This is a genomic window from Geodermatophilus sp. Leaf369 (genome assembly GCF_001424455.1).
GTDB lineage: Bacteria > Actinomycetota > Actinomycetes > Mycobacteriales > Geodermatophilaceae > Klenkia.
This window is the reverse complement of record NZ_LMQA01000002.1, coordinates 527,910-548,552: the sequence shown is the minus strand read 5'-3', so window position 1 is coordinate 548,552 and position 20,643 is coordinate 527,910. Positions and strand designations below refer to the sequence as shown.

Annotated in this window: 19 protein-coding genes; 11 read left to right on the top strand and 8 right to left on the bottom strand. The window is 73.4% G+C overall.

All coding sequences use genetic code 11. The features are described 5' to 3' along the window. The first annotated feature begins 32 nt into the window (after positions 1-32). Positions 33-929 (top strand): polysaccharide deacetylase family protein, encoded by an 897-nt coding sequence (locus ASG36_RS11480; protein WP_055763858.1) that lies wholly within the window; start codon positions 33-35, stop codon positions 927-929. Here the strand turns inward: ASG36_RS11480 and ASG36_RS11475 are convergent. The 4 genes from ASG36_RS11475 to ASG36_RS11460 form a co-directional block, all read right to left on the bottom strand. Then, the gene (locus ASG36_RS11475; RefSeq protein ID WP_055763856.1) at positions 926-1,939 is read right to left on the bottom strand and encodes a heparan-alpha-glucosaminide N-acetyltransferase domain-containing protein; all 1,014 of its coding nucleotides are present in this window, start codon (positions 1,937-1,939) and stop codon (positions 926-928) included. The genes ASG36_RS11480 and ASG36_RS11475 overlap by 4 nt on opposite strands. A gap of 176 nt (positions 1,940-2,115) precedes the next feature. After that, positions 2,116-3,381, bottom strand: a complete 1,266-nt coding sequence (locus tag ASG36_RS11470) for an acyl-CoA dehydrogenase family protein (RefSeq protein WP_055763854.1) — start codon at positions 3,379-3,381, stop codon at positions 2,116-2,118. A gap of 36 nt (positions 3,382-3,417) precedes the next feature. Then, positions 3,418-4,467, bottom strand: a complete 1,050-nt coding sequence (locus ASG36_RS11465; protein WP_055763852.1) for a bifunctional glycosyltransferase family 2/GtrA family protein — start codon at positions 4,465-4,467, stop codon at positions 3,418-3,420. Continuing rightward, the gene (locus tag ASG36_RS11460) at positions 4,464-5,417 is read right to left on the bottom strand and encodes a phosphodiester glycosidase family protein (RefSeq protein WP_055763850.1); all 954 of its coding nucleotides are present in this window, start codon (positions 5,415-5,417) and stop codon (positions 4,464-4,466) included. The genes ASG36_RS11465 and ASG36_RS11460 overlap by 4 nt, the downstream gene beginning before the upstream one ends. Before the next feature lie 150 nt (positions 5,418-5,567). Here ASG36_RS11460 and ASG36_RS11455 point away from each other — a divergent pair, with 150 nt between their 5' ends. The 3 genes from ASG36_RS11455 to ASG36_RS11445 are packed head-to-tail and all read left to right on the top strand — an operon-like array spanning position 5,568 to position 8,613. Further along, a complete protein-coding gene (locus tag ASG36_RS11455; protein WP_055764991.1) occupies positions 5,568-6,173 on the top strand; it encodes a DUF4956 domain-containing protein in 606 nt (201 codons plus the stop codon). Next, entirely contained in the window at positions 6,170-6,910 is a 741-nt protein-coding gene (locus tag ASG36_RS11450) for a VTC domain-containing protein (RefSeq protein WP_055763848.1), read from the top strand. Before ASG36_RS11455 ends, ASG36_RS11450 begins: the two co-directional genes overlap by 4 nt. After that, on the top strand, positions 6,907-8,613 hold the full coding sequence (locus ASG36_RS11445; protein WP_055763846.1) for a carbohydrate-binding domain-containing protein: 1,707 nt from the start codon (positions 6,907-6,909) through the stop codon (positions 8,611-8,613). Before ASG36_RS11450 ends, ASG36_RS11445 begins: the two co-directional genes overlap by 4 nt. Before the next feature lie 13 nt (positions 8,614-8,626). Here ASG36_RS11445 and ASG36_RS11440 read toward each other — a convergent pair whose 3' ends face one another. Then, on the bottom strand, positions 8,627-10,609 hold the full coding sequence (locus tag ASG36_RS11440; RefSeq protein ID WP_055763844.1) for an acetoacetate--CoA ligase: 1,983 nt from the start codon (positions 10,607-10,609) through the stop codon (positions 8,627-8,629). Positions 10,610-10,704: 95 nt separating this feature from the next. Here ASG36_RS11440 and ASG36_RS11435 point away from each other — a divergent pair, with 95 nt between their 5' ends. The 5 genes from ASG36_RS11435 to ASG36_RS11415 all read left to right on the top strand — a co-directional run bounded on the left by ASG36_RS11435 (position 10,705) and on the right by ASG36_RS11415 (position 15,263). Further along, entirely contained in the window at positions 10,705-12,558 is a 1,854-nt protein-coding gene (locus ASG36_RS11435) for a glycoside hydrolase family 15 protein (protein ID WP_082523026.1), read from the top strand. After that, on the top strand, positions 12,555-13,898 hold the full coding sequence (locus tag ASG36_RS11430) for a glucose-6-phosphate dehydrogenase (RefSeq protein ID WP_055763842.1): 1,344 nt from the start codon (positions 12,555-12,557) through the stop codon (positions 13,896-13,898). Before ASG36_RS11435 ends, ASG36_RS11430 begins: the two co-directional genes overlap by 4 nt. After that, positions 13,895-14,320 (top strand): DUF2237 family protein, encoded by a 426-nt coding sequence (locus ASG36_RS11425; protein ID WP_055763840.1) that lies wholly within the window; start codon positions 13,895-13,897, stop codon positions 14,318-14,320. Before ASG36_RS11430 ends, ASG36_RS11425 begins: the two co-directional genes overlap by 4 nt. Further along, positions 14,317-14,808 carry a glutathione peroxidase gene (locus tag ASG36_RS11420; protein ID WP_055763838.1) on the top strand — a complete coding sequence of 164 codons (492 nt, stop codon included), beginning with the start codon at positions 14,317-14,319 and terminating at the stop codon, positions 14,806-14,808. Before ASG36_RS11425 ends, ASG36_RS11420 begins: the two co-directional genes overlap by 4 nt. Positions 14,809-14,903: 95 nt before the next feature. Next, a complete protein-coding gene (locus ASG36_RS11415; protein WP_055763836.1) occupies positions 14,904-15,263 on the top strand; it encodes a PRC-barrel domain-containing protein in 360 nt (119 codons plus the stop codon). A gap of 78 nt (positions 15,264-15,341) precedes the next feature. On the opposite strand, the gene ASG36_RS11410 is transcribed toward ASG36_RS11415, so the two are convergent. The 3 genes from ASG36_RS11410 to ASG36_RS11400 form a co-directional block, all read right to left on the bottom strand. Further along, a complete protein-coding gene (locus tag ASG36_RS11410; RefSeq protein WP_082523126.1) occupies positions 15,342-15,743 on the bottom strand; it encodes a VOC family protein in 402 nt (133 codons plus the stop codon). An 87-nt stretch (positions 15,744-15,830) separates the two neighbouring features. Next, positions 15,831-16,169 (bottom strand): hypothetical protein, encoded by a 339-nt coding sequence (locus ASG36_RS11405; RefSeq protein ID WP_157498768.1) that lies wholly within the window; start codon positions 16,167-16,169, stop codon positions 15,831-15,833. 95 nt (positions 16,170-16,264) lie between these two features. Further along, a complete protein-coding gene (locus ASG36_RS11400) occupies positions 16,265-17,635 on the bottom strand; it encodes an NAD-dependent succinate-semialdehyde dehydrogenase (RefSeq protein WP_055763830.1) in 1,371 nt (456 codons plus the stop codon). 96 nt (positions 17,636-17,731) lie between these two features. Between ASG36_RS11400 and speB the strand changes: the two genes are divergently transcribed. After that, on the top strand, positions 17,732-18,745 hold the full coding sequence (speB, locus tag ASG36_RS11395; RefSeq protein ID WP_055763829.1) for an agmatinase: 1,014 nt from the start codon (positions 17,732-17,734) through the stop codon (positions 18,743-18,745). Then, positions 18,742-20,625, top strand: a complete 1,884-nt coding sequence (locus ASG36_RS11390) for a primary-amine oxidase (protein ID WP_055763827.1) — start codon at positions 18,742-18,744, stop codon at positions 20,623-20,625. Before speB ends, ASG36_RS11390 begins: the two co-directional genes overlap by 4 nt. Positions 20,626-20,643 lie beyond the last annotated feature (18 nt).

Here is a 20,643-nt window from a genome sequence, read left to right as displayed (position 1 = left end):
CCTCCCAGCCGGGGGGCGGTAGAACGGATCGCATGAGCAGCAGGCGGCAGTTCCTGGCCCGCGCCGGCCTCGGTGTCGGCGGGCTGGCGGTGGGCGGTGCGCTGGGCGGCACGATCGGCGCGGTCACCGCCCGCAGCGACGACGAGGTCCGCGACGAGGCCCGCACCCGCGCCCAGCAGCAGTTCGCCGAAGCCGGCGGTGCTGCGGACGAGGGCGAGGCCGTCGCCCGGCTGGGGACCCACCGGGTCGTCTGGAACACCACGGTGAGCACGCCGATCGCCTGCATCAGCTTCGACGACGGCCCGACGCCGGACTTCACCCCGCGGATCCTCGAGGCACTGGCCGACGCGGGGGTGACCGCGACGTTCAACGTGATGGGCTGGAACGCCGTCCGGCACCCTGACCTGCTGCGCGAGGTGGTGGCCGCCGGGCACGAGATCGGCAACCACACCTGGACCCACCGCGACCTGACCACGCTGACCGCCGCACAGACCCGGGACGAGCTGGTGCGCTGCCGCGACGAGGTGGCCGGGCTGATCGACGCCCCGTTCACCAGCTTCCGGCCCCCGCGCGGGGAGATCACCGGGTACGCCCTGCGGGTGGCCGCCGAGCTGGGCTACGACACCTACATCTGGTCGGTCACCCGAGGCCCGGGTGACTCGACGTCCCAGCGGCACGTCGAGGACTACATGGGGCAGACCGTGATCGCCGGCGACGTCCTCGGTCTGCACGACGGGATCGGCCAGGGCACCTTCGACCCGGGGGCCTCCTTCGCGCAGGAGCTGTCGGCCCGGCGCGAGCTCGAGGTGCGCGCGCTGCCGGCGGCGCTGGCCCAGATCGCCGACCGGGGGATCACGCTGATGAGCGCGAACCGGCTGCTGGCCGCCAGCGAGGCCGAACCGGTCGGCGGGCAGCCCGCGGTCGGCTAGACCCGGACCACGACCCCCCGCCGGGCCAGCACCTGGCACACGCCCCACACCACGACGACCGAGGCCGCGGCGTACAGGTAGGCCGACGTCGTCGCCGTCGTCAGGTCGGTGAGCCAGCGGTCCACCACCGGCTGGACCCCGTGCGAGAGCACCGCGCGGAACACCAGCTCGGAGACGGCGAACGCCACGATCGCGTTCAGCCCCATCACCTCCGCCGGCCGGAAGGGCCGCCGCACCCCGCGGACGTCGACCAGCCACAGTGCCGCGGCCAGGACCAGCAGCCCGATCCCCCCGGTGACCAGCACGAACGACGGCGTCCACAACCGCTTGTTCACCGGCAGCAGCGGGGCCAGCGCCAGCCCGAGGACCAGCAGCACGGCGGCGCCGGTGACCATCCGCGGCAGGGCCCCACGCACGCCGTGCTCCAGCAGCGCCCGGCCGGCCAGCACGCCGAGGAAGACGGTGACCGCGCTCGGCAGGTAGGAGTGCGGCGCCTCGGCGGAGAAGGTCAGGCCCATCGTCTGGTCGAGCCAGTGCGCCCAGGAGAGGTCCGGCTCGACCGCCGTCCGGCCGCTGCCGGGCACCGGCACCAGCACCGCCACCAGCGTGAGGACGGCGAGCACCCCGACCGCCGTCGGCAGCTGGGCCCGGCGCGGCAGCCGGAGCAGCAGCCAGCACAGCAGGTAGGCGCCGGCGACGTGTCCTAACACCCCGGCGCCCACCACGTCGAAGCCGTACTTCGCGGTGACGATCAGCCAACCGAGTGCCGCCAGCTTGAGCACCCTCAGCAGCACCGCCCGCGGCCGGTCGGCCCGGCTGGAGAACGGCATGGACACCCCGACGACCAGCAGGAACACCGGGAAGACGACGTCGGCGACCCGCAACCCGTGCCAGGGCGCGTGCACGAACTGGGTGCCGATCGCGGCGTTGCCCCGGTTGTCCACGAACAGCATCCCGACCACGGCCAGCCCGCGGGCGACGTCCACGCCGTGCAGCCGCTGCCCCTCCACGGACCCACTCTGACCGCCCACGGCCCCGGCGCACCCGGTCGGCAGCCACCCCGCAGCCGACCCACAGGCGAATCCCCGGCTCGGCCCCGGTCAGCGTGGATCAGGTGACCTGATCCACGTCTCCCCACCCTCACCAACGCTGGTGAGGACGGAGAGCCGTTGCTGAGGGCGGGGCGTCAGGTCAGCGGCGAGCGGGGCAGCATCCGGTCGCTGATGATCCGCTTCTGGATCTCGCTGGTGCCCTCGAAGATGGTGGTCAGCCGGGCGTCGCGCCAGTGCCGCTCGACCTGGCGCTCGGTGGTGTAGCCGTTGCCGCCGTGCAGCTGCATCGCCTGGTTGGTCACCCGCACCGCCATCTCGGTGGCCTGCAGCTTGACCATCGCGGCCTCGCGCTCGCAGGGGACGCCGACGTCGAGCAGGTGCGCGACCTGCCGGTAGAACGCCCGGGACTCCTCCACCTGCGCGGCCATCTCGGCCAGGGCGAACCGGAGGGCCTGGAAGTCGCCGATCGGGTGGCCGAACTGCTCGCGCTCCTGCAGGTAGGTGGTGGTGTCCTCCACCGCGGCGCGGGCCAGCCCGACGGCGCGGGCCGCGGTGTGCACCCGGGCGGTGTTGAGGAAGGCCTGCGCCTCCGCGAACCCGGCCTTGGAGCCGCCGTCGCCGTCGGCGTCACCGGGGGCCACGATCAGGTCGTCGGCCGGGATGCGGACGCCGTCGAACTCGAGGTCCCAGGTCAGGAAGCCGTGGTAGCCGACCTTGTCGATCGGGTAGCCCGACAGGCCCGCCGGGAACGAGCCGCGCTCCTTGGCCAGCAGCACGTTGCGCAGCCCGCGGGAGCGGGACTCCCCCGGCTGCGGGTCGGCGGTGCGCACCAGGACCTGGATGAAGTCGGCGGCCTTGGCGTTGCCGCACCAGCGCTTGTGCCCGGTGATCACCCACTCGTCGCCGTCGCGGACGGCGCGGGTCTGCACGTTGGCCAGGTCCGAGCCGGCGTCGGGCTCGCTCAGCGCGACCGCCCCGATCCAGGAACCCGCGGCCGACTTCCGCAGCAACGCGTCCCGGCGCGAGGCGTCCGCGACCGACGTCCCCATGCCCTGGGAGCGGGCCAGGATCGAGGCCACGCTCATCCAGGCCCGGGCCAGCTCCTCGCTGACCATGCAGTACTCGAAGACGCCGAGACCCAGCCCGCCGTGCTCGCGGTCGATCGTGATGCCGAACCACCCGAGCTCGCCCATGCGCTCCAGCAGGTGCTGCGGGATCTCGCCCTTCTGCGGGTCGAGCTCGTTGGCGACCGGCAGCACCTCGTCCATCGCGAAGGCCCGCGCCTGCAGCTGCAGGGCCTCCCGCTCGGGGGTGTGCCACGGCGGCAGCAGGTCGGGACGGCGGGGCTCCATCTCGACGGTGCCGGTGGTGGTCAAGTCGGTGCTGGCGGTCAACGTCATCGTCGGGTGCTCCTCGGGTCGGCGACCCCGCTGAAGTTACCCGCGGGTAACCAACCCGGCACGCTCGACCGTCGTCCGCACCGTTCGACGGCGCCGGAACACCGCACCCCGCTGGACGGCGAAGGACACCGACACCAGCAACAGCTCGGTGACCAGCTTGGCGGTCAGCAGCCCCAGCCCGAGCGCGGTGAACCCGCTGATCAGCGCCAGGTTGGCCACCAGCAGCGAACCGGCGAGCGCGACGTAGCCCAGCAGCGACCGGCGGCTGCGGCCGGCGCGGAACACCACCCGCCGGTTCACCGAGTAGTTGACCGTCCCGCTCACCAGCCGGGCGCCGACGACGGAGAGCCACAGCGACCCGGTCAGCGCCGACAGCACCACCAGCGCGACCAGGTCGACCGCGGCGGCGGTCAGCGAGGAGAGCAGGAACAGCGCCAGCGGCCGGTAGACCCGCAGCGAGTCGCGGACGGCGCGGAAGTGCGAGGAGGAGTTGCCGGCCAGGTAGACCGTCGCGATCGGCACCTGCTCGACCGGCACGCCCCGGCGGGCGGCCTCCAGCAGCACCCGCAGCTCGTACTCGAACCGGTCCCCGCGCACGGTCAGCAGCCAGGGCACCAGGTCGGCGGCGAACCCGCGGAGCCCGGTCTGGGTGTCGGCCAGCGCCCGGCCGGTGGCCGCCCGCACCAGCAGCGCCGAGGCCCGGTTGCCCACCCGGGACCGCAGCGGCACGTCGTCCCCGGCGAACGACCGCACCCCCAGCACGATCCCGTCCTGCACCGACCCGGCCACCCGGACGACGTCGGTGGCCAGGTGCTGGCCGTCGGCGTCGGCGGTGACCACAGCGGCGTCGGGGTGCAGCAGGGCGACGTGCGCCAGCCCGGTGCGCAGGGCCGCTCCCTTGCCGCGGTTGACCCCGTGGTGCAGCACGGTGGCCCCCAGCGAGCGGCAGGCGTCGAACACGGGCGTGGGGTCGGAGCCGTCGTCGACGACCAGCAGCTCGAGGGCGGGGTCCAGCCGGCGGACGGCGGCCAGCAGCGCGGGCAGCCGCCCGTCGGGCCGGTAGGCCGGGACCAGGAGGACGGTCACGCGATGTACAGGACGTCGGAGGTGCCGCGCTCGGAGCCCTTGCCCAGCGGGTCGTTCACCAGCGCGCCGTCGAACACCATGGTCGAGGAGCCGCCGCCGTCGATGTTGTAGGCGGTGACCGCGCCGAGCCCCACGAAGATCTCGGCCAGCTCGGGCAGCGTGACGCCCTCGCTGTAGCCCTCGCTGCGCCCGTCGACGACCACGAAGACCAGGTGGTTGGTCCCGATGACGCCGACGGCGGTGCGCGGTTGGTCGCCCTGGATGGAGTGGTTGCCGACGTTGGTGTCGACCTCGACGTCGTCGATGCCGGCGACCACCGCACCGTTGAGCACGATCGCCGGGCCGAAGGAGAGCGTGTTCCACACCCCGTCGGCGACGAGCTGGTCGGCCGTGGTCGCCGTCTCGTCGTAGACCCGCACCGTGCCGTCGCGGTAGAACGCCATGCCCTCGCGGGCGCCGGCGTCGCGGTAGGCGACGCCGTTGCGGATGACGATGCCGGTCTCGCGGAAGCCGTAGTAGTCGCCGTTGACCGCGAAGACCGCACCCACCGACGCGGCGATGTCAGAGGGCTCGTCGACGATGTTGAGCCCGAACTCGTCGTCGGCGAACGCCGAGCGCAGCGCGGTGGCGTCGGTGAGCACGACGTCGGCGACGAAGTACGTGACCGTGGAGTCGCCGCTGCCGGTCACGACGGTGGAGATGGTGATCGTGGCCTGGTCGGAGGTGTACGTGTCGCCGCTGACGGTGCCGTTGGTGGTCGCGGTGGTGCCGGCGTCCACGCCCGAGGCGGCCTCGTAGGCCGAGGCGTCGGCCACCTCCACGTGGTCGACGACGAAGCGGTCCAGCGCCCACCCCGCCGTCCCCGCGCCGGCGGCGAACAGGACGCCGGCGGCGCCCCCCAGGAAGGCCCGTCGGCTGTGTCGCCGGGGCGGTGTCTGCGTCTCGGTCATGCGTTCGACGGTCGGGGGCCTCCCCGTGCCGCAGCTGTGCGTCCGGTGAGCGGATCCGGTGCACAGCTGCCGCTCAGCGAGCAGCGGGTGCCCGCACACCGGGGCTCCGCAGAGTCCCCGTCGAACCCCACCCCCGACGGACGGATCCCGATGTCCTCGCTCGTGCTCTACCTCGCCGACCTGGTCGCCATCGGCGTCCTGGCCTTCGGCGTCTACTTCCCCCGGCACCGCCGCCGCGACCTGCTCGCGGCCTTCCTCGGCGTCAACGTCGGCGTGCTGGCGGTCGCTGCCGCGCTGTCCACCAGCAGCGTCGGCGCGGGGCTCGGGCTGGGCCTGTTCGGCGTGCTGTCGATCATCCGACTGCGCTCCACCGAGCTGGCCCAGCACGAGGTGGCGTTCTACTTCGCGGCCCTGGCGCTCGGGCTGCTCGGCGGGCTGGGCTCGGGCACGGCGCAGTCGGAGTGGCTGGTGCCCCTGCTGATGGCGCTGATCGTCGTGGTCATGTGGGCCTCGGGGCACCCCCGGCTGTTCCGCCGGCACCGGCACACCACCCTGGTGCTGGACCGGGCGTTCACCGACGAGTCCGCGCTCACCGCGCACCTGGAGGGCCTGCTGGGCGCCCGGGTGCACCAGGTGACGGTGCAGCGGGTCGACCTGGTCGACGACACGACGCTGGTCGACGTCCGGTACGAGCTGTCCGCACACCCCGCGCTGACGGGTGCGCACGAGCAGCTGACCGCGCAGGCCCGCCGGTGAGCGTCGTCGCCGACCTGCCCACCGTCGAGCTCGCCGAGCTGGTCGAGCGGGCCGCGCTGCAGACCCGGGTCGACCGCAAGTACCTGCTCACCCCGGCGCACGCCGAGCAGGTGCTCGCCCGGCTGGCCGCGACCGAGGCGCCCCGGGTGCTCTGCATCCAGGGACGGCGGGACTCCGGCTATGGCTCGCTGTACCTCGACACCCCCGACCTCGCCGGCTACCACCTGGCCGCGCACGGCCGGCGCCGCCGCTTCAAGGTCCGCCGCCGCACCTACCTGGAGACCGGCGAGACCTGGCTGGAGCTCAAGACCCGCGGGCCGCGGGGCGCCACGGTCAAGCAGCGCTCCCTCGGCGGCGACCGGGCCTTCCTCGACGACGCGTTCTGCGCCGCCGGCCTGCCCGACCTGCGCGGCGTCGCGCTGGTGCCGGTGCTGACCACCACCTACCGCCGGACGACGCTGCTGCTCCCCCGCTCCGACAGCCGGCTGACCCTCGACGCCGGACTCCGCTGGACCACCCCCGACGGCCGCCGGCTCGACCTGCCGCACCGGGTGGTCGTGGAGACCAAGTCCGGCGCGCAGCCCTCGGCCGCCGACCGGCTGCTCTGGCGCTGCGGGGTCCGCCCGGCCCGCATCTCCAAGTTCGGCACCGGCCTCGCCGCACTGCACCCCACCCTGCCGGCCAACCGCTGGCACCCCGTCCTCACCCGCCACCTCACCGCTCTGGAGTCCTCGTGACCGTCCGTCGTCTGCGCGCCGCCCTCGTGGCCGGCGCCGCCGCCACCCTCATCGCCGCCTGCGGCACCACCTCCACCACCACGGCGTCGTCGGACACCGCGGTCTCCGCCGAGGTCGCGGGTGCGGTCACCGCCGCCACCGGGACGACGGTCGAGGCGGCGCTGGCCGCGAACGACGGCTGGGTGACGTCGTCCGACGTGGGCTCGGGGACCGCGATCTCGCTGGAGGGCGACACCGCGTCGGCCGACTCGGATGCGGTGTCCGTCGACGGGGACACGGTCACCATCACCGCAGCCGGCACCTACGTGCTGTCCGGTGAGCTCGAGGGGCAGGTCGTCGTCGACACCGCCGACACCGAGGACGTCGTCCTGGTGCTGGACGGCGCCACGATCACCTCACCGACCAGCGCGGGCATCGCGGTGACGAACGCCGAGACGGTGGTGCTGTCGCTGGCCGACGGCTCGACCAACGAGGTCGCCGACACCGCCGACCACGCCGACGACCGCACCAGCGCGGCGATCGACTCGTCGGCGGACCTGGTGGTCACCGGCACCGGCTCGCTGCAGGTCACCGGGGCGTCGAACGACGGGATCAACAGCTCCGACGGCGTCACGGTCGAGTCCGGGACGGTCGTCGTCGACGCAGCCGACGACGGCATCCGCGGGCAGGACTCCGTCGTCGTGCTCGACGGCGACGTGACGGTGACCGCGGGCGGCGACGGGCTGAAGAGCGACGACACCGAGGACGTCACCCGCGGGTACGTCTACGTCGCCGACGGCTCGGTCACCGTGACCGCCGGTGTCGACGGGGTCGACGCCGCGACCGACGTGGTCGTGGGCGGCGGCACGCTGGACGTCACCGCCGCCGCCAAGGGGCTCGAGGGCGATGTCAGCGTCGTGGTCGGCGACGGTGCCACGACCGTGGACGCCACCGACGACGCCGTGCACTCCAACGGCGCGGTCTCCGTGACGGGCGGGTCCCTCACGCTGGACTCCGGGGACGACGGGGTGCACGCCGATGTCGACCTCACCGTCTCCGGCGGCAGGCTCACCGTCGCGTCGTCCGTGGAGGGGCTGGAGAGCGCGGCCGTCACGCTGAGCGGCGGCGACGTCGCGGTGACGTCGTCCGACGACGGGGTGAACGCCTCGACCGGGACGACGTCGGACGCCGGCGGCGGCATGGGCGGTGGCATGGGGGACGACGGCAGCACCCTGACCATCAGCGGCGGCACCCTCGTCGTGGACGCCGAGGGCGACGGGCTGGACTCCAACGGCTCGCTGGCGGTCACCGGTGGCGACACCACCGTGTACGGCCCGACCGGGCAGGGCAACGGCGCGCTGGACAGCAACGGCGGGATCACCGTCAGCGGCGGCACCCTGGTCGCCGGCGGCAGCGCCGGCATGGTCGAGACGCCGGGCACCGACTCGTCGCAGGGCTGGCTGGTCTGGTCGGGGTCGGCCGCGGCCGGCGACACCGTCCAGGTGACCGCCGGGGACGGCACCGTCGTCGCGAGCTGGACGACCGAGAAGGACGCCGCCTCCCTGGTCGTCTCCGCCGCCGGCATCACCAGCGGCGAGACGTACACGGTGACCGTTGACGGCAGCTCGACGACGGTGACCGCCGGCGAGGGTGCGAGCACCGGCATGGGCGGCGGCGGGATGCCCGGCGGCGGGGGCATGGGCGGCGGCCGCCCGAACGGCTGACGGCTCCCCTGGTTCAGCGCACCCCACGCTCGGCGGCCAGCTGCACGTAGTGGTCGACCACCGAGGCGTCGTCGACGGCGCCCACGTTCAGCGCCTTCTCCGGCGCGACACCCTGGAAGAGCCGCTTGAGCGGCACCTCCAGCCGCTTGCCGGTGCGGGTGTGCGGCACCCCGGGGACGACGATCACCTCGTCGGGAACGTGCCGGGGGCTGGCGTCGCGGCGGACGGCGTCCCGGATCTCGGTGACCAGCGCGTCGGTGAGCTCGAACCCGGGCGCCAGCTGCACGAACAGCGGCATCCAGTAGCCGCCGTCGCGCTGCTCGACGCCCAGCACCACGCAGTCGGCGATCGCCGGGATGGACTCCACCGCCGCGTACAGGTCGGCGGTGCCCATCCGGACGCCGCCACGGTTGAGCGTGGAGTCCGAGCGGCCGGTGATGATGCAGCTGCCGGTCGGGGTGGTCTCCAGCCAGTCACCGTGCCGCCACACCCCCGGCCAGGGCTCGAAGTAGGCCTCCCGGTAGCGGGTGCCGTCGGGGTCGGCCCAGAAGAACAGCGGCATCGAGGGCATCGGCTCGGTGACGACCAGCTCGCCCAGCTCACCGACGACGGGGTGGCCGGCCTCGTCCCAGGACGCCGCGGCCACGCCGAGCATCGGCCGCTGCAGCTCCCCGGCGACCACCGGCAGCAGCAGCGAGGAGCCGATGAACCCGGTGGCGACGTCGGTGCCCCCGGACAGCGAGCCCAGGAACACGTCGGGCTTCACGCTGGAGTACACCCACTCGTAGGCCGCCGCCGGCAGCGGTGACCCGGTCGAGCCGATGCTGCGCAGCGCGGAGAGGTCCCGGGTGTCCACCGGACGCAGTCCGGCCCGCTCGCACGCGGTCAGGTAGCCCGCGCTGGTGCCCAGGTAGGTCAGCCCGGTCGCCTCGGCGACGGCGAACTGGGTGTCCAGGGTCGGGAACCCGGGCGCCCCGTCGTGCACCACGACCGTCGCCCCGGTGAGCAGCGAGCAGGTCGCGATGTTCCACATGATCCAGGCAGTGGAGGCGTACCAGTAGAAGCGGTCACCCGGCCCGACGTCGATGTGCAGCCCGCCCTGCTTGAGCTGCTCGAGGGCCACCCCGCCGTGCCCGTGCACGATCCCCTTGGGCAGTCCGGTGGTGCCCGAGCTGAAGACGATCCACAGCGGGTGGTCGAAGGGCAGCGCCTCGAACACCGGCGCCTGCTCGTCGGCCACGGCGTCGGCCCAGGCCAGCGCGCCGTCCGGGACCTCGACGTGCAGCCGCGGCAGCGCGATCGTCGTCCGCACGGTGGGCAGCGCGGCCCGCAGCTCGGCCACGACGTCCCGGCGGTCGTGCTCCTTGCCGTTGAACCGGTAGCCGTCGACGGCGACGAGCACGACCGGCTCGATCTGGGCGAACCGGTCGAGCACGCTGCGGGTGCCGAAGTCCGGCGCGCAGGTCGACCAGACGGCGCCGATCGAGGCGCACCCCAGGAACGCGACCACCGCCTCGGGCACGTTGGGCAGGTACCCCGCGACCCGGTCACCCCGCTGGACGCCGAGCCCGCGCAGGGTGGCCGCGAACGCCCCCACCTGCCCGCGCAACGACGCCCAGGAGAGCTCCTCGGGGTCGCTCAACCCGGTCTCGGTCTCGTGCACCGCGATGAACGCCGGTCGGTCGTCGGAGGCGTGCCGCAGCGCCAGCTGCGCCAGGTTCAGGGTCCGCTCGGGGAACCACTCCGCGCCCGGCATCGCCCGTGAGCCCAGCACCTCGTCGTCCCGCACCGGGGCCTCGCCGGGGAAGACGTCGAACCAGGTGGCGACATCGGCCCAGAACTGGTCCAGGTGCTCGGTCGACCACGTCCAGATCGCGTCGTAGTCCTGCCCGAGGGACAGCCCGCGCCGCTCGTCGACCCAGGCGGCGAACCGGCCCAGCCGGCTGGCCGCGATCGAGGCGGGGGTGGGTGACCAGAGCGGGGTGTCGGCCGTCACAGACCCACCCTGTCAGAACGCACACCCTGGGGGTTCGACCGCCGGGGAACGGGCAGGTCAGGGGCCATCGACGAGCCGACACCCTGGAGAGCACCGTGCCGACCCGCCCCCTGACCCGCGACCGTGGGCACCTGCCGATCGAGGACCACGGCCTGATCGGGGACGGCGCCACCTGCGCGCTCGTCGCCCGCGACGGCTCGATCCCCTGGCTGTGCCTGCCCGACTTCGACTCCCCGCCGTTCCTGGCCGGGCTGCTCGACCACGAGCGCGGCGGGGAGTTCTCGATCTCGATGGCCGGGTTGGAGACCGCCGACCAGCGCTACCTGGACGACACCGGGGTGCTGCTCACCGAGCTGCACGGCCCGGACGGCGTCGTCGAGATCACCGACTGCCTCACCCTGCGCGCCGGCGCCGACCTCACCGAGCTGGTGCCCGCCGGGCGCTCGGAGCTGCTCCGGCTGGCCCGGGTGGTCAGCGGCTCGGCCGAGCTGACCGTGCGGCTGCGCCCCCGCGACGACGTCCAGGTGCGCCCGGAGGGCGGCGGCTGGGCGCTGTCCTGGCCCGCACAGCCCGACCTGCGGCTCACGCTGTGGTCCTCGCACCCGCTCGAGGTCGCCGACGACGGGTCCCTGGGCGGCACCGTGACGCTGCGCGCCGGCGACCCCCTCACCGTGGCCCTGCACTGGTCGGGCAACACCCGGCTGCAGGACCGCCAGGACCCGGCCGCACTGGTGCACCAGACCGCGACCGCGTGGCGCGCCTGGGCCGGCCGGATCCGCTACGAGGGCCCGCAGCGCCGGCTGGTCCGCCGCTCGGCGATCACCCTCAAGCTGCTCGACCACGCCCCGACCGGCGCGATCATGGCCGCCGCGACGTCGTCCCTGCCCGAGGAGGTGGGCGGGGTCCGCAACTGGGACTACCGCTACACCTGGGTCCGCGACGCCTCCTTCTCGGTCTACGCGCTGCGCCGCATCGGGCTGACCACCGAGGCCGACTCGTTCCTGGCCTGGACGCTCACCAACGCCGAGCGCGACGGCGGCCCGAAGATCATGTACGCCCTGGACGGCGGGCAGCCGCCGGAGGAGTGGGAGGACCCGGCCCTGCGCGGCTGGCGGGACTCCGGCCCGGTGCACTGGGGCAACGGCGCGGCCGGGCAGACCCAGCACGACGTGTACGGCGAGCTGATGGACGTCGCCCACCAGTGGACCACCGACGGCGGTGTCGTCGACGCCCACCTGTGGGAGGCCCTGCACGCCCTCGCCGAGCAGGCCATCGAGATGTGGACGACGCCGGACCAGGGCATCTGGGAGATCCGCGGCGCCGGCCGACCGTTCACCTACTCGGTGGCGATGTGCCAGGTCGCGGTCGACCGCGCGCTGCAGATCGCCGAGCGCTGCGGCCTGGACCACCCGCGCGAGCGCTGGACCGAGGCCGCCCGGGAGATGCGGGCCGCCGTCCTCGAACGGTCGTGGGACGACGAGCGCGGCACGTTCACCGAGCACCTGGCCGAGGACGGCGAGGCCAACGACGGCGGGCTCGACGGCTCGTTGCTGGCCCTCCCGCTGCGCGGCGTCGTCCCCTTCGACGACCCCAGGATGGTCGCGACCGTGGAGAAGGTGCGCGAGCACCTCGACGCCGGCGACGGCCTGCTCTACCGCTACCTGCACTCGGAGTCCGACGACGGCCTGCCCGGCCAGGAGGGCGCGTTCCTGCTCTGCAGCTTCTGGCTGGTGGACAACCTCACCGGGCAGGGCCGGCTCGACGAGGCCGAGGCCCTGTACGACTCGCTGTGCGCCCGGGCCACCCCGCTCGGCCTGCTCAGCGAGGAGATCGACCCGAGGGACGGCTCGTTCCTCGGCAACTTCCCGCAGGCGTTCAGCCACCTCGGGGTCATAGCCTCCGGGTGGAAGATCGCCCAGGCACGTCGCGCAGAGGCAGGTCGCAGGTGAAGCGTTCGTTCGTCGTCCTCGGGGGTTCCGGCGACCTCACCGGCCGGTTGCTGCTGCCCAGCCTCGCGGAGCTCTACGAACGCGGGGTGCTGGACGGTGACGTGCAGGTGCTCGCGGTCAGCCAGCAGGACTGGGACGACGCGGCCTACCGCGACTGGGCCCGCGAGCGGCTGACCGCGCACGCCGAGGACCTGGGCGAGGACGCCCGGGAGAAGGTGGTGGCCCAGCTCGGTCACGAGCACGGCGACGTCACCTCCCCCGCGGACCTGCGCCGGGCGCTGGACCGGGTGGACGGCGTACCGGTGGTCTACCTGGCACTGCCCAACACCGTCTTCCTGCCCACGCTGACCGCGCTGCGCGAGGTCGGGCTGCCCGAGGGCTCCCGCGTCGTGGTCGAGAAGCCGTTCGGCACCGGCATCGAGGACGCCCGCGAGCTCAACGAGGTGCTGCACGGGCTGGTGCCGGAGGAGGGCGTCTTCCGGATCGACCACTTCCTGGCCAAGCAGACCGTGCTCAACGTGCTGGGCCTGCGCTTCGCCAACCGGGTGTTCGAGCCGGTGTGGAACGCCCAGCACGTGGACAGCGTCGACGTCGTCTTCGACGAGGACCTCGGGCTGGAGGGCCGGGCCGGTTACTACGACAAGGCCGGCGCGCTGCGGGACATGCTGCAGAACCACCTGCTGCAGCTGCTCGCGGTCGTCGCGATGGAGCCGCCGCAGTCCCTCGACGCGGCGACCCTGCAGGCCCGCAAGGGCGACGTGCTGCGTGCGGTCCGGGCCGACGTCGCCGGCAGCGTGCGCGGCCGGTACACCGCCGGCACGATCGACGGCCGCGAGCTGCCCGACTACGCCTCCGAGGACGGCGTGGACCCCGCGCGGCAGACCGAGACGTACGCCGAGTTCACCGTGACCATCGAGAACTGGCGCTGGTCGGGGGTGCCGTTCCGGCTGCGCACGGGCAAGGCGCTGGGCACCCAGCGCAAGGAGATCGTCGTCCGGTTCAAGCCGGTGCCGCACCTGGCCTTCGCCGACGAGCAGCCCGAGCCCGACGTGCTGCGCCTGCAGCTGTCCCCCGACGGCATCGCGCTGGAGATCAACCTCAACGGCGCCGGGGACCCCTTCGACCTGGAGCGCGAGGTGCTGCGGGCGACGTCCCCGGAGCAGACGCTCCCGGCCTACGGGCTGCTGCTGCGCGAGATGCTGTCCGGCGACCCGACGCTGTCGATCTCCGACGTCGAGGCCGAGCAGGGCTGGCGGATCGTGCAGCCGGTGCTCGACGCCTGGGCAGCCGACGAGATCCCGCTGCGCGACTACGCCGCGGGCTCGGACGGACCGGCGTGACCGCCCCCGGGGAGCGCAACGTGCTCGGCGGGCCGCTCGAGGTCTGCGGCACCGACCCGGTCACCGGCTTCTACCGCGACGGGCACTGCTCCAGCGGTCCGGACGACGTCGGCAGCCACACCGTGTGCGCCGTGGTCAGCGCCGAGTTCCTGGCCATGCAGGCCGCGCTGGGCAACGACCTGACCACCCCGCGCCCGGAGTACGGCTTCGCCGGGCTGACGCCGGGCGACCGGTGGTGCGTGGTCGCCGTCCGCTGGCGGCAGGCGTTCGAGGCCGGGGCGCCGGCCGGGGTGGTGCTGGCCGCGACCAACGCCCGCGCGCTGGAGGTCGTGCCGCTGGAGATGTTGCGGGCTCAGGCCGTCGACGTCCCCGACGACCTGTCCGGCTGGCCGGCACCCGGGTCTGATCAGGTGGACCCGTGACCGACCTCCTGCAGCTGCCCCTGTCCACCCTCGCCGGCTCCCCCACCACCCTCGGTGAGCTCACCGGCGGCCGGACGGCGCTGGTGGTGAACGTGGCCAGCCGGTGCGGGCTGACCCCGCAGTACCGCGGGCTGGAGGCGCTGCAGCAGGAGTACGCCGACCGCGGGTTCACCGTGCTGGGCGTCCCCTGCAACCAGTTCGCCGGTCAGGAGCCCGGGACCGCCGCGGAGATCGAGACGTTCTGCTCGGCGACCTACGGCGTGACGTTCCCGATGACGGACAAGCTCGAGGTCAACGGCCCGGACGCCGATCCGCTCTACCGCGCGCTGACCGCCGTCCCCGACGCCACCGGCCAGGCCGGCGACGTGCAGTGGAACTTCGAGAAGTTCCTGCTCTCGGGCAGCGGGGACGTCGTCGCCCGCTTCCGCCCGCGCACCGAGCCCGACTCCGCCGAGGTCCGCGCCGCCATCGAGGCACACCTGGGGTGACACCCCGCACGTCGACGGTTGCGCACGACCGATCTGGGGCATCCTCGCGCCGACACGCTCCGAGATCCGGAGCCGAGCACCACGGGAGGACCCGCATGATCCCCGCAGGCAACATCCGCGACTGGCGCGGCGAGAACGTCGTCGACAACGAGGGCCACAAGATCGGCAGCCTCGAGTCGGTCTACGTCGACGTCGTCAGCGACGAGCCGTCCTTCATCGGCGTCGAGATCGGCGGCCTGATCGGCGGCAAGAGCCTGGTCTTCATCCCGCTCAAGGACGCAACCGTCGGCCCCCGCGAGGTCCGGGTGTCCTACCCCCGCGACCTGGCCAAGGCCGCCCCGAACATCGACACCGACGGCGAGCTCACCGCCGAGGAGGAGCCGAAGGTGTTCGCGCACTACCAGCTGCCCTACGCCACCGGCCCCAACGGCGAACGTCAGCTCGCTCGCCGCTGAGGAAGGACCGCCTGCTGGTGGGGTGAGCCGCTGTCGACCGCGGCTCACCCCACCACGGCGAGGCTCACCCTCGGCGGGTCAGCCCGCCATGGCCGACGGGTCCATCCAGACCGCCTCCCAGACGTTGCCGTCGGGGTCGGCGAAGCTGGTGCCGTACATGAAGCCGTGGTCCTGCGGCGCGGTGAACTGCGTGCCACCGTGCGCCAGCGCCCGGGCCAGCAGGTCGTCGCACTCGGCCCGGTCGGCTGCCGACAACGCGTTCATCACCGACACGGCACGGGACGGGTCACCCGCAGTCGCCCCGTGCGGCAGGAACCCGGCGAACTTCTCCCGGGTCATCACCATCGCGGTGATGTTCTCCTCGATGACGAAGCTCGCGGTGTCGACGTCGGAGAACTGCAGGTTCTGCTCGAAGCCGAGTCCGGCGTAGAAGGCCTTGGCGGCCTCCACGTCGGTGACCGGCAGGTTCACGAAGATCATGCGCACGGGGTCCTCCTGGGGTGTCGGGGCGACCATCCTCGCCCGCCTGCCCTCTAGACCGGTGTCCGCCCGCCGGGTCATCGGTGCTCAGGCGGTGGGTTCCTCCGCCGTCCCGTCGTCGGTGGTGTCGTCCTGCCCGGGCAGGGTGCCCATCGGCCCGCCACCGTCCGGGGGCGTGCCCAGCTGCCCACCCGGCCCGCCGCCGGGGAACTGCTGATCGGTGGTCGAGGTCGAGGCGGTCTCCGGCGCGGTGGCCCGGCCGATGGCGAAACCACCCCCACCGCCGACCGCGAGGACGGCGACGGCGAGCGCGGCGACCAGGGCCACCCGCTTCCGCCCGCGCCGTCGGGGGGCCTCCTCGACCTCGACGGCCGGCGGGGTCGCGGTCGGGAACTGCTCGGTCGGGTGGGGCTGCGGGTCGGTCACGATCACTCCTGCGCGGTTCCGGTGGGTGTGTGACCACCGTCGGGTCCCGCGCTGTGCCGCCCCCAGCCCCTCGCTGAGCGGTCGCTGTGGCCCGCTCAGCCGATCCGGACGAGCTTCTTGTTCACGAACTCGTCGGCGGCGAGCAGCCCCATCTCGCGCGAGGTGCCGCTGCGCTTGATGCCGCCGAAGGGCAGCTCCGGGGAGTCGGCGAGCACGAGGTTGACGTAGACCATGCCGGCCTCGATCCGGTCAGCGACCCGCTCGCCCTGCTCCGCGTCGGTGGTGAACACGTAGGAGCCCAGGCCGAAGCCGGTGTCGTTGGCGAGGGCGACCGCGGCGTCCTCGTCGGGCACCGAGTAGACGACGGCGACGGGGCCGAAGAACTCCTCGCCGTAGGCCGGGTTGTCCGGGGTGACGTCGGTGAGCACGGTGGGCTCGAAGAACGCGTCGGTGCGGGTGCCGCCGGCGACCAGGGTGGCGCCGTGCGCGACGGCCCGCTGCACCTGCTCCTCCAGCGTCTGCGCCGCCCGCAGCGAGGACATCGGGCCCAGCTCCGTCTCGGCCTTCGTGGGGTCGGCCGGCACGATCGCGGTCATCTTCGCGGTGATGCCGGCGAGGAAGTCCTCGTACAGGTCGGCGTGGACGACGAAGCGCTTGGCGGCGTTGCAGGACTGACCGCTGTTGTCCATCCGGGCCTCGACCGCGGCGGAGACGGCGCCGTCCAGGTCGTCGGTGGACAGCAGCACGAACGGGTCGGAGCCGCCTAGCTCGAGGGCGACCTTCTTCAGGTGCCGGCCGGCCACCTCGGCGACGGCGGTGCCGGCCCGCTCGGAGCCGGTGAGCGAGACCCCGGCGACCCGGGGGTCGGCGATGATCGTCGCCGCCTGGTCGTTGCTGGCGTAGACGTTGACGTAGGCGCCCTCGGGGAAGCCGGCGTCGAGGAACACCTGCTCGATCGCGGCGGCGGACTCCGGGCACTGCGGGGCGTGCTTGAGCACGATGGTGTTGCCGACCGCCAGGTTCGGGCCGGCGAACCGGGCCACCTGGTAGTAGGGGAAGTTCCACGGCATGACGCCCAGCAGCGGGCCCAGCGAGGCCCGGCGGATCACCGCGGTGCCCTCGGCGCCGTCGGCCAGCTCGATCGGCTGGTCGGCGGTCACCCTCTCGGCGTTGTCGGCGTTGTACTCGTAGATGTCGGCGGCGAAGTCCACCTCGCCCTCCGCCGCGGTGATCGTCTTGCCCATCTCCCGCACGATGAGTGCGGCGAGGACGTCCTTGCGCTCGCGGTGCAGTTCGGCGACCCGGCGCAGCAGGGCCCCGCGCTCGGCCGCGGTCGAGCTGCGCGACCAGCCGCGGTGCGCCGCGGTGGCCGCCGCGATCGCCTGCTCGACCTGCTCGTCGGTGGCGGTCGGGTAGCTGGCGACGGTCTCGCCGGTGGCGGGGTCGACGACGACGTACTCGCTCATGAGCGCTCCGATCAGGGGCTGCCGGGCTGGACGACGGATCCGGTCGTCACGGTAGCGTGCACCGACGGTTTCCGTCGCCGGACAGAGGAGACGCTGATGGCCCGCTACGGCCCGCAGTTCGGCCCCGACATCACGTTCCTGGGCGTGGACCGCTGCGACCACACCGACCCGGCGTCGATGGCCGGCGCCGACGTCGTCGTCCTCGGTGCCCCGTTCGACGGCGGGACCAGCCACCGGCCGGGCACCCGGTTCGGCCCGCAGGCGATCCGGATGACCGACTACCTGCCGCACGACGGCTCGCGGCCCTCGCTCGCCCTGCGCACCGACGGGCTGCGCGACCTGCGCGTGCTGGACGCCGGGGACGTCGAGATGTACTCCGGCGACATCGAGGTGGCCCTGCCCGCGCTGCGTGCCGCGGTGGCCGACGTCGTGCGGGCCGGGGCGATCCCGGTGGTGCTCGGCGGGGACCACTCCATCGCGTTCGCCGACGCCGGCGGGGTGGCCGACGTGCTCGGCCACGGCCGGGTGTCGATGATCCACTTCGACGCGCACGCCGACACCGGCGACATCGAGTTCGGCTCCCTGTGGGGCCACGGCCAGCCGATGCGCCGGCTGATCGAGTCCGGCGCGCTGCGCGGGGACCGGTTCCTGCAGGTCGGGCTGCGCGGCTACTGGCCACCGCCGGAGACGCTGGACTGGATGGCGCAGCAGCGCATGCGCTCCTACGAGATGACCGAGATCGGCCACCGCGGCCTCGCGGCCTGCCTGACCGAGGCCTCCACCATCGCCACCGACGACTGCGACGGCGTCTTCCTCTCCGTCGACATCGACGTCTGCGACCCCGGGCACGCGCCGGGCACCGGCACCCCCGAGCCCGGCGGGCTGACCGCCCGCGAGCTGCTGGACGCCGTCCGCCGCATCTGCCTGGAGCTGCCGGTGGTCGGCATCGACGTGGTCGAGGTGTCCCCGCCCTACGACCACGCCGACATCACCGCCGCGCTGGCCAACCGGGTGGTGCTCGAGGCACTGAGCGCGATCGCCCGGCGGCGCTCGACCCTGCCCCCCTACGACCCCTCGCTCCCGCTGCTCGCAGACAGGAACCAGCCGTGACCGCACACCCGCTCGACCCGTTGTCCGCCGACGAGTTCCGCGCCGCCGCGGCTGTGCTGCGCCGGGAGAAGGGCGTCGCCGAGGGCTGGCGGTTCGCCTCGATCGAGCTGCGCGAACCGGCCAAGGACGTCGTCCGCACCTGGCGGGCCGGTGACCCGAACCCGCGCACGGCGCTGGTCACCTGCTTCGAGCAGGCCAGCAACACCGCCTACAAGGCGGTCGTCTCCCTCACCGACGACGCCGTCCTGGACTGGGCCGCGGTGCCCGGCGAGCAGCCGAACATGACCGTGGACGAGTGGCACGAGGCGCACGTCGCGCTGATCGCCGACGAGCGGGTGATCGCCTCGCTGGCCGCCCGCGGCATCACCGACCTCGAACTGGTGCTCATCGACACGTGGGCCTACGGGCACTCGCTCATCCCCCAGCAGTTCAGCGACCGCCGGGTGGGCTGGACCGACGTGTGGGTGCGCGAGACGCCGAACGGGAACCCCTACGCGCACCCGGTGAACGGCCTGCACCACGTGGTCGACCTGAACACCATGGAGCTGCTGGACATCGAGGACTCGTTCACCGTGGCCGCCCCGGAGAACGCGATGGGCGAGTACGTCCCCTCCCTCGTCCCGGGGCTCGTGCAGCGGGAGGACGTGAAGCCCTTCGAGGTCACCCAGCCCGAGGGCGTCTCGTTCACCCTCGACGGCAACGAGCTGAGCTGGCTGGGCTGGTCGATGCGGATCGGGTTCACCCACCGCGAGGGCCTGGTGCTGCACCGGGTGGGCATCGACGGGCGCTCGGTCGCGCACCGGATGAGCTTCGCCGAGATGGTCGTGCCCTACCGCGACCCCAGCGAGGACCACTACCGCCGCACCGCCTTCGACATCGGCGAGTGGGGCCTGGGCTTCATGACGACGTCGCTGGAGCTGGGCTGCGACTGCCTCGGCGAGATCACCTACGTCGACGCGGTGCTGCACGACAGCCACGCCGAGCCGTACACGATCACGAACGCCATCTGCATCCACGAGGAGGACGACGGCGTCCTCTGGAAGCACGTCGACGAGCACGCCGGCGCCGAGGTGCGCCGCTCCCGGCGACTGGTGGTCAGCTTCCACGCGACCGTGGCCAACTACGAGTACCTCGTCTACTGGCGCTTCTACCAGGACGGCCAGATCGAGTGCGAGGTCCGGGCGACCGGGATCATGGTGACCTCGGCGTTCGAGAACACCCCGCCGGAGCACGGCACCGTCGTCGACGACCACACCTACGCCCCGATCCACCAGCACTTCATCGTCGCGCGGCTGGACATGGAGGTCGACACCCCGGACAACACCGTCGTGCAGGTGCACACCGAGGTGCCGCCGATCGGCCCGGGCAACCCCTACGGCATGGCGCTGACCTCGCGGTCCACGCCGATCACCACCGAGGGCGGGCTCGACCTGGACTGGGCCTCCCAGCGCGGCTTCAAGGTCACCTCGGCGTCCAGGCGCAACGCCTGGGGCGCGCCGACGAGCTACAAGCTGGTGCCGACCGCGGCGATCCCCGCCCTGGCCGGGCCGGAGTCACCGCTCATCCAGCGGGCCGGCGTGGTGGCGCACCCGGTGTGGGTCACCCCGTTCGACGCCGCGGAGCGCTGGCCGTCGGGCGAGTTCTGCAACCAGAGCTCCGCCGACGCCGGGCTCCCCGAGTGGACGAAGGCCGGTCGATCCACCGAGGCGACCGACGTCGTCCTGTGGCACGTGTTCGGTCTGCACCACGTGCCGCGGGTCGAGGACTGGCCGGTCATGCCGGTGGACATCGTCCGGTTCGAGCTCAAGCCCACCGGCTTCTTCGACCGCAACCCGACCCTGGACGTGCCCCCGTCGAAGGGCGCGCACTGCTCGATGTGAGAGGGCCCCGTCGCCCCC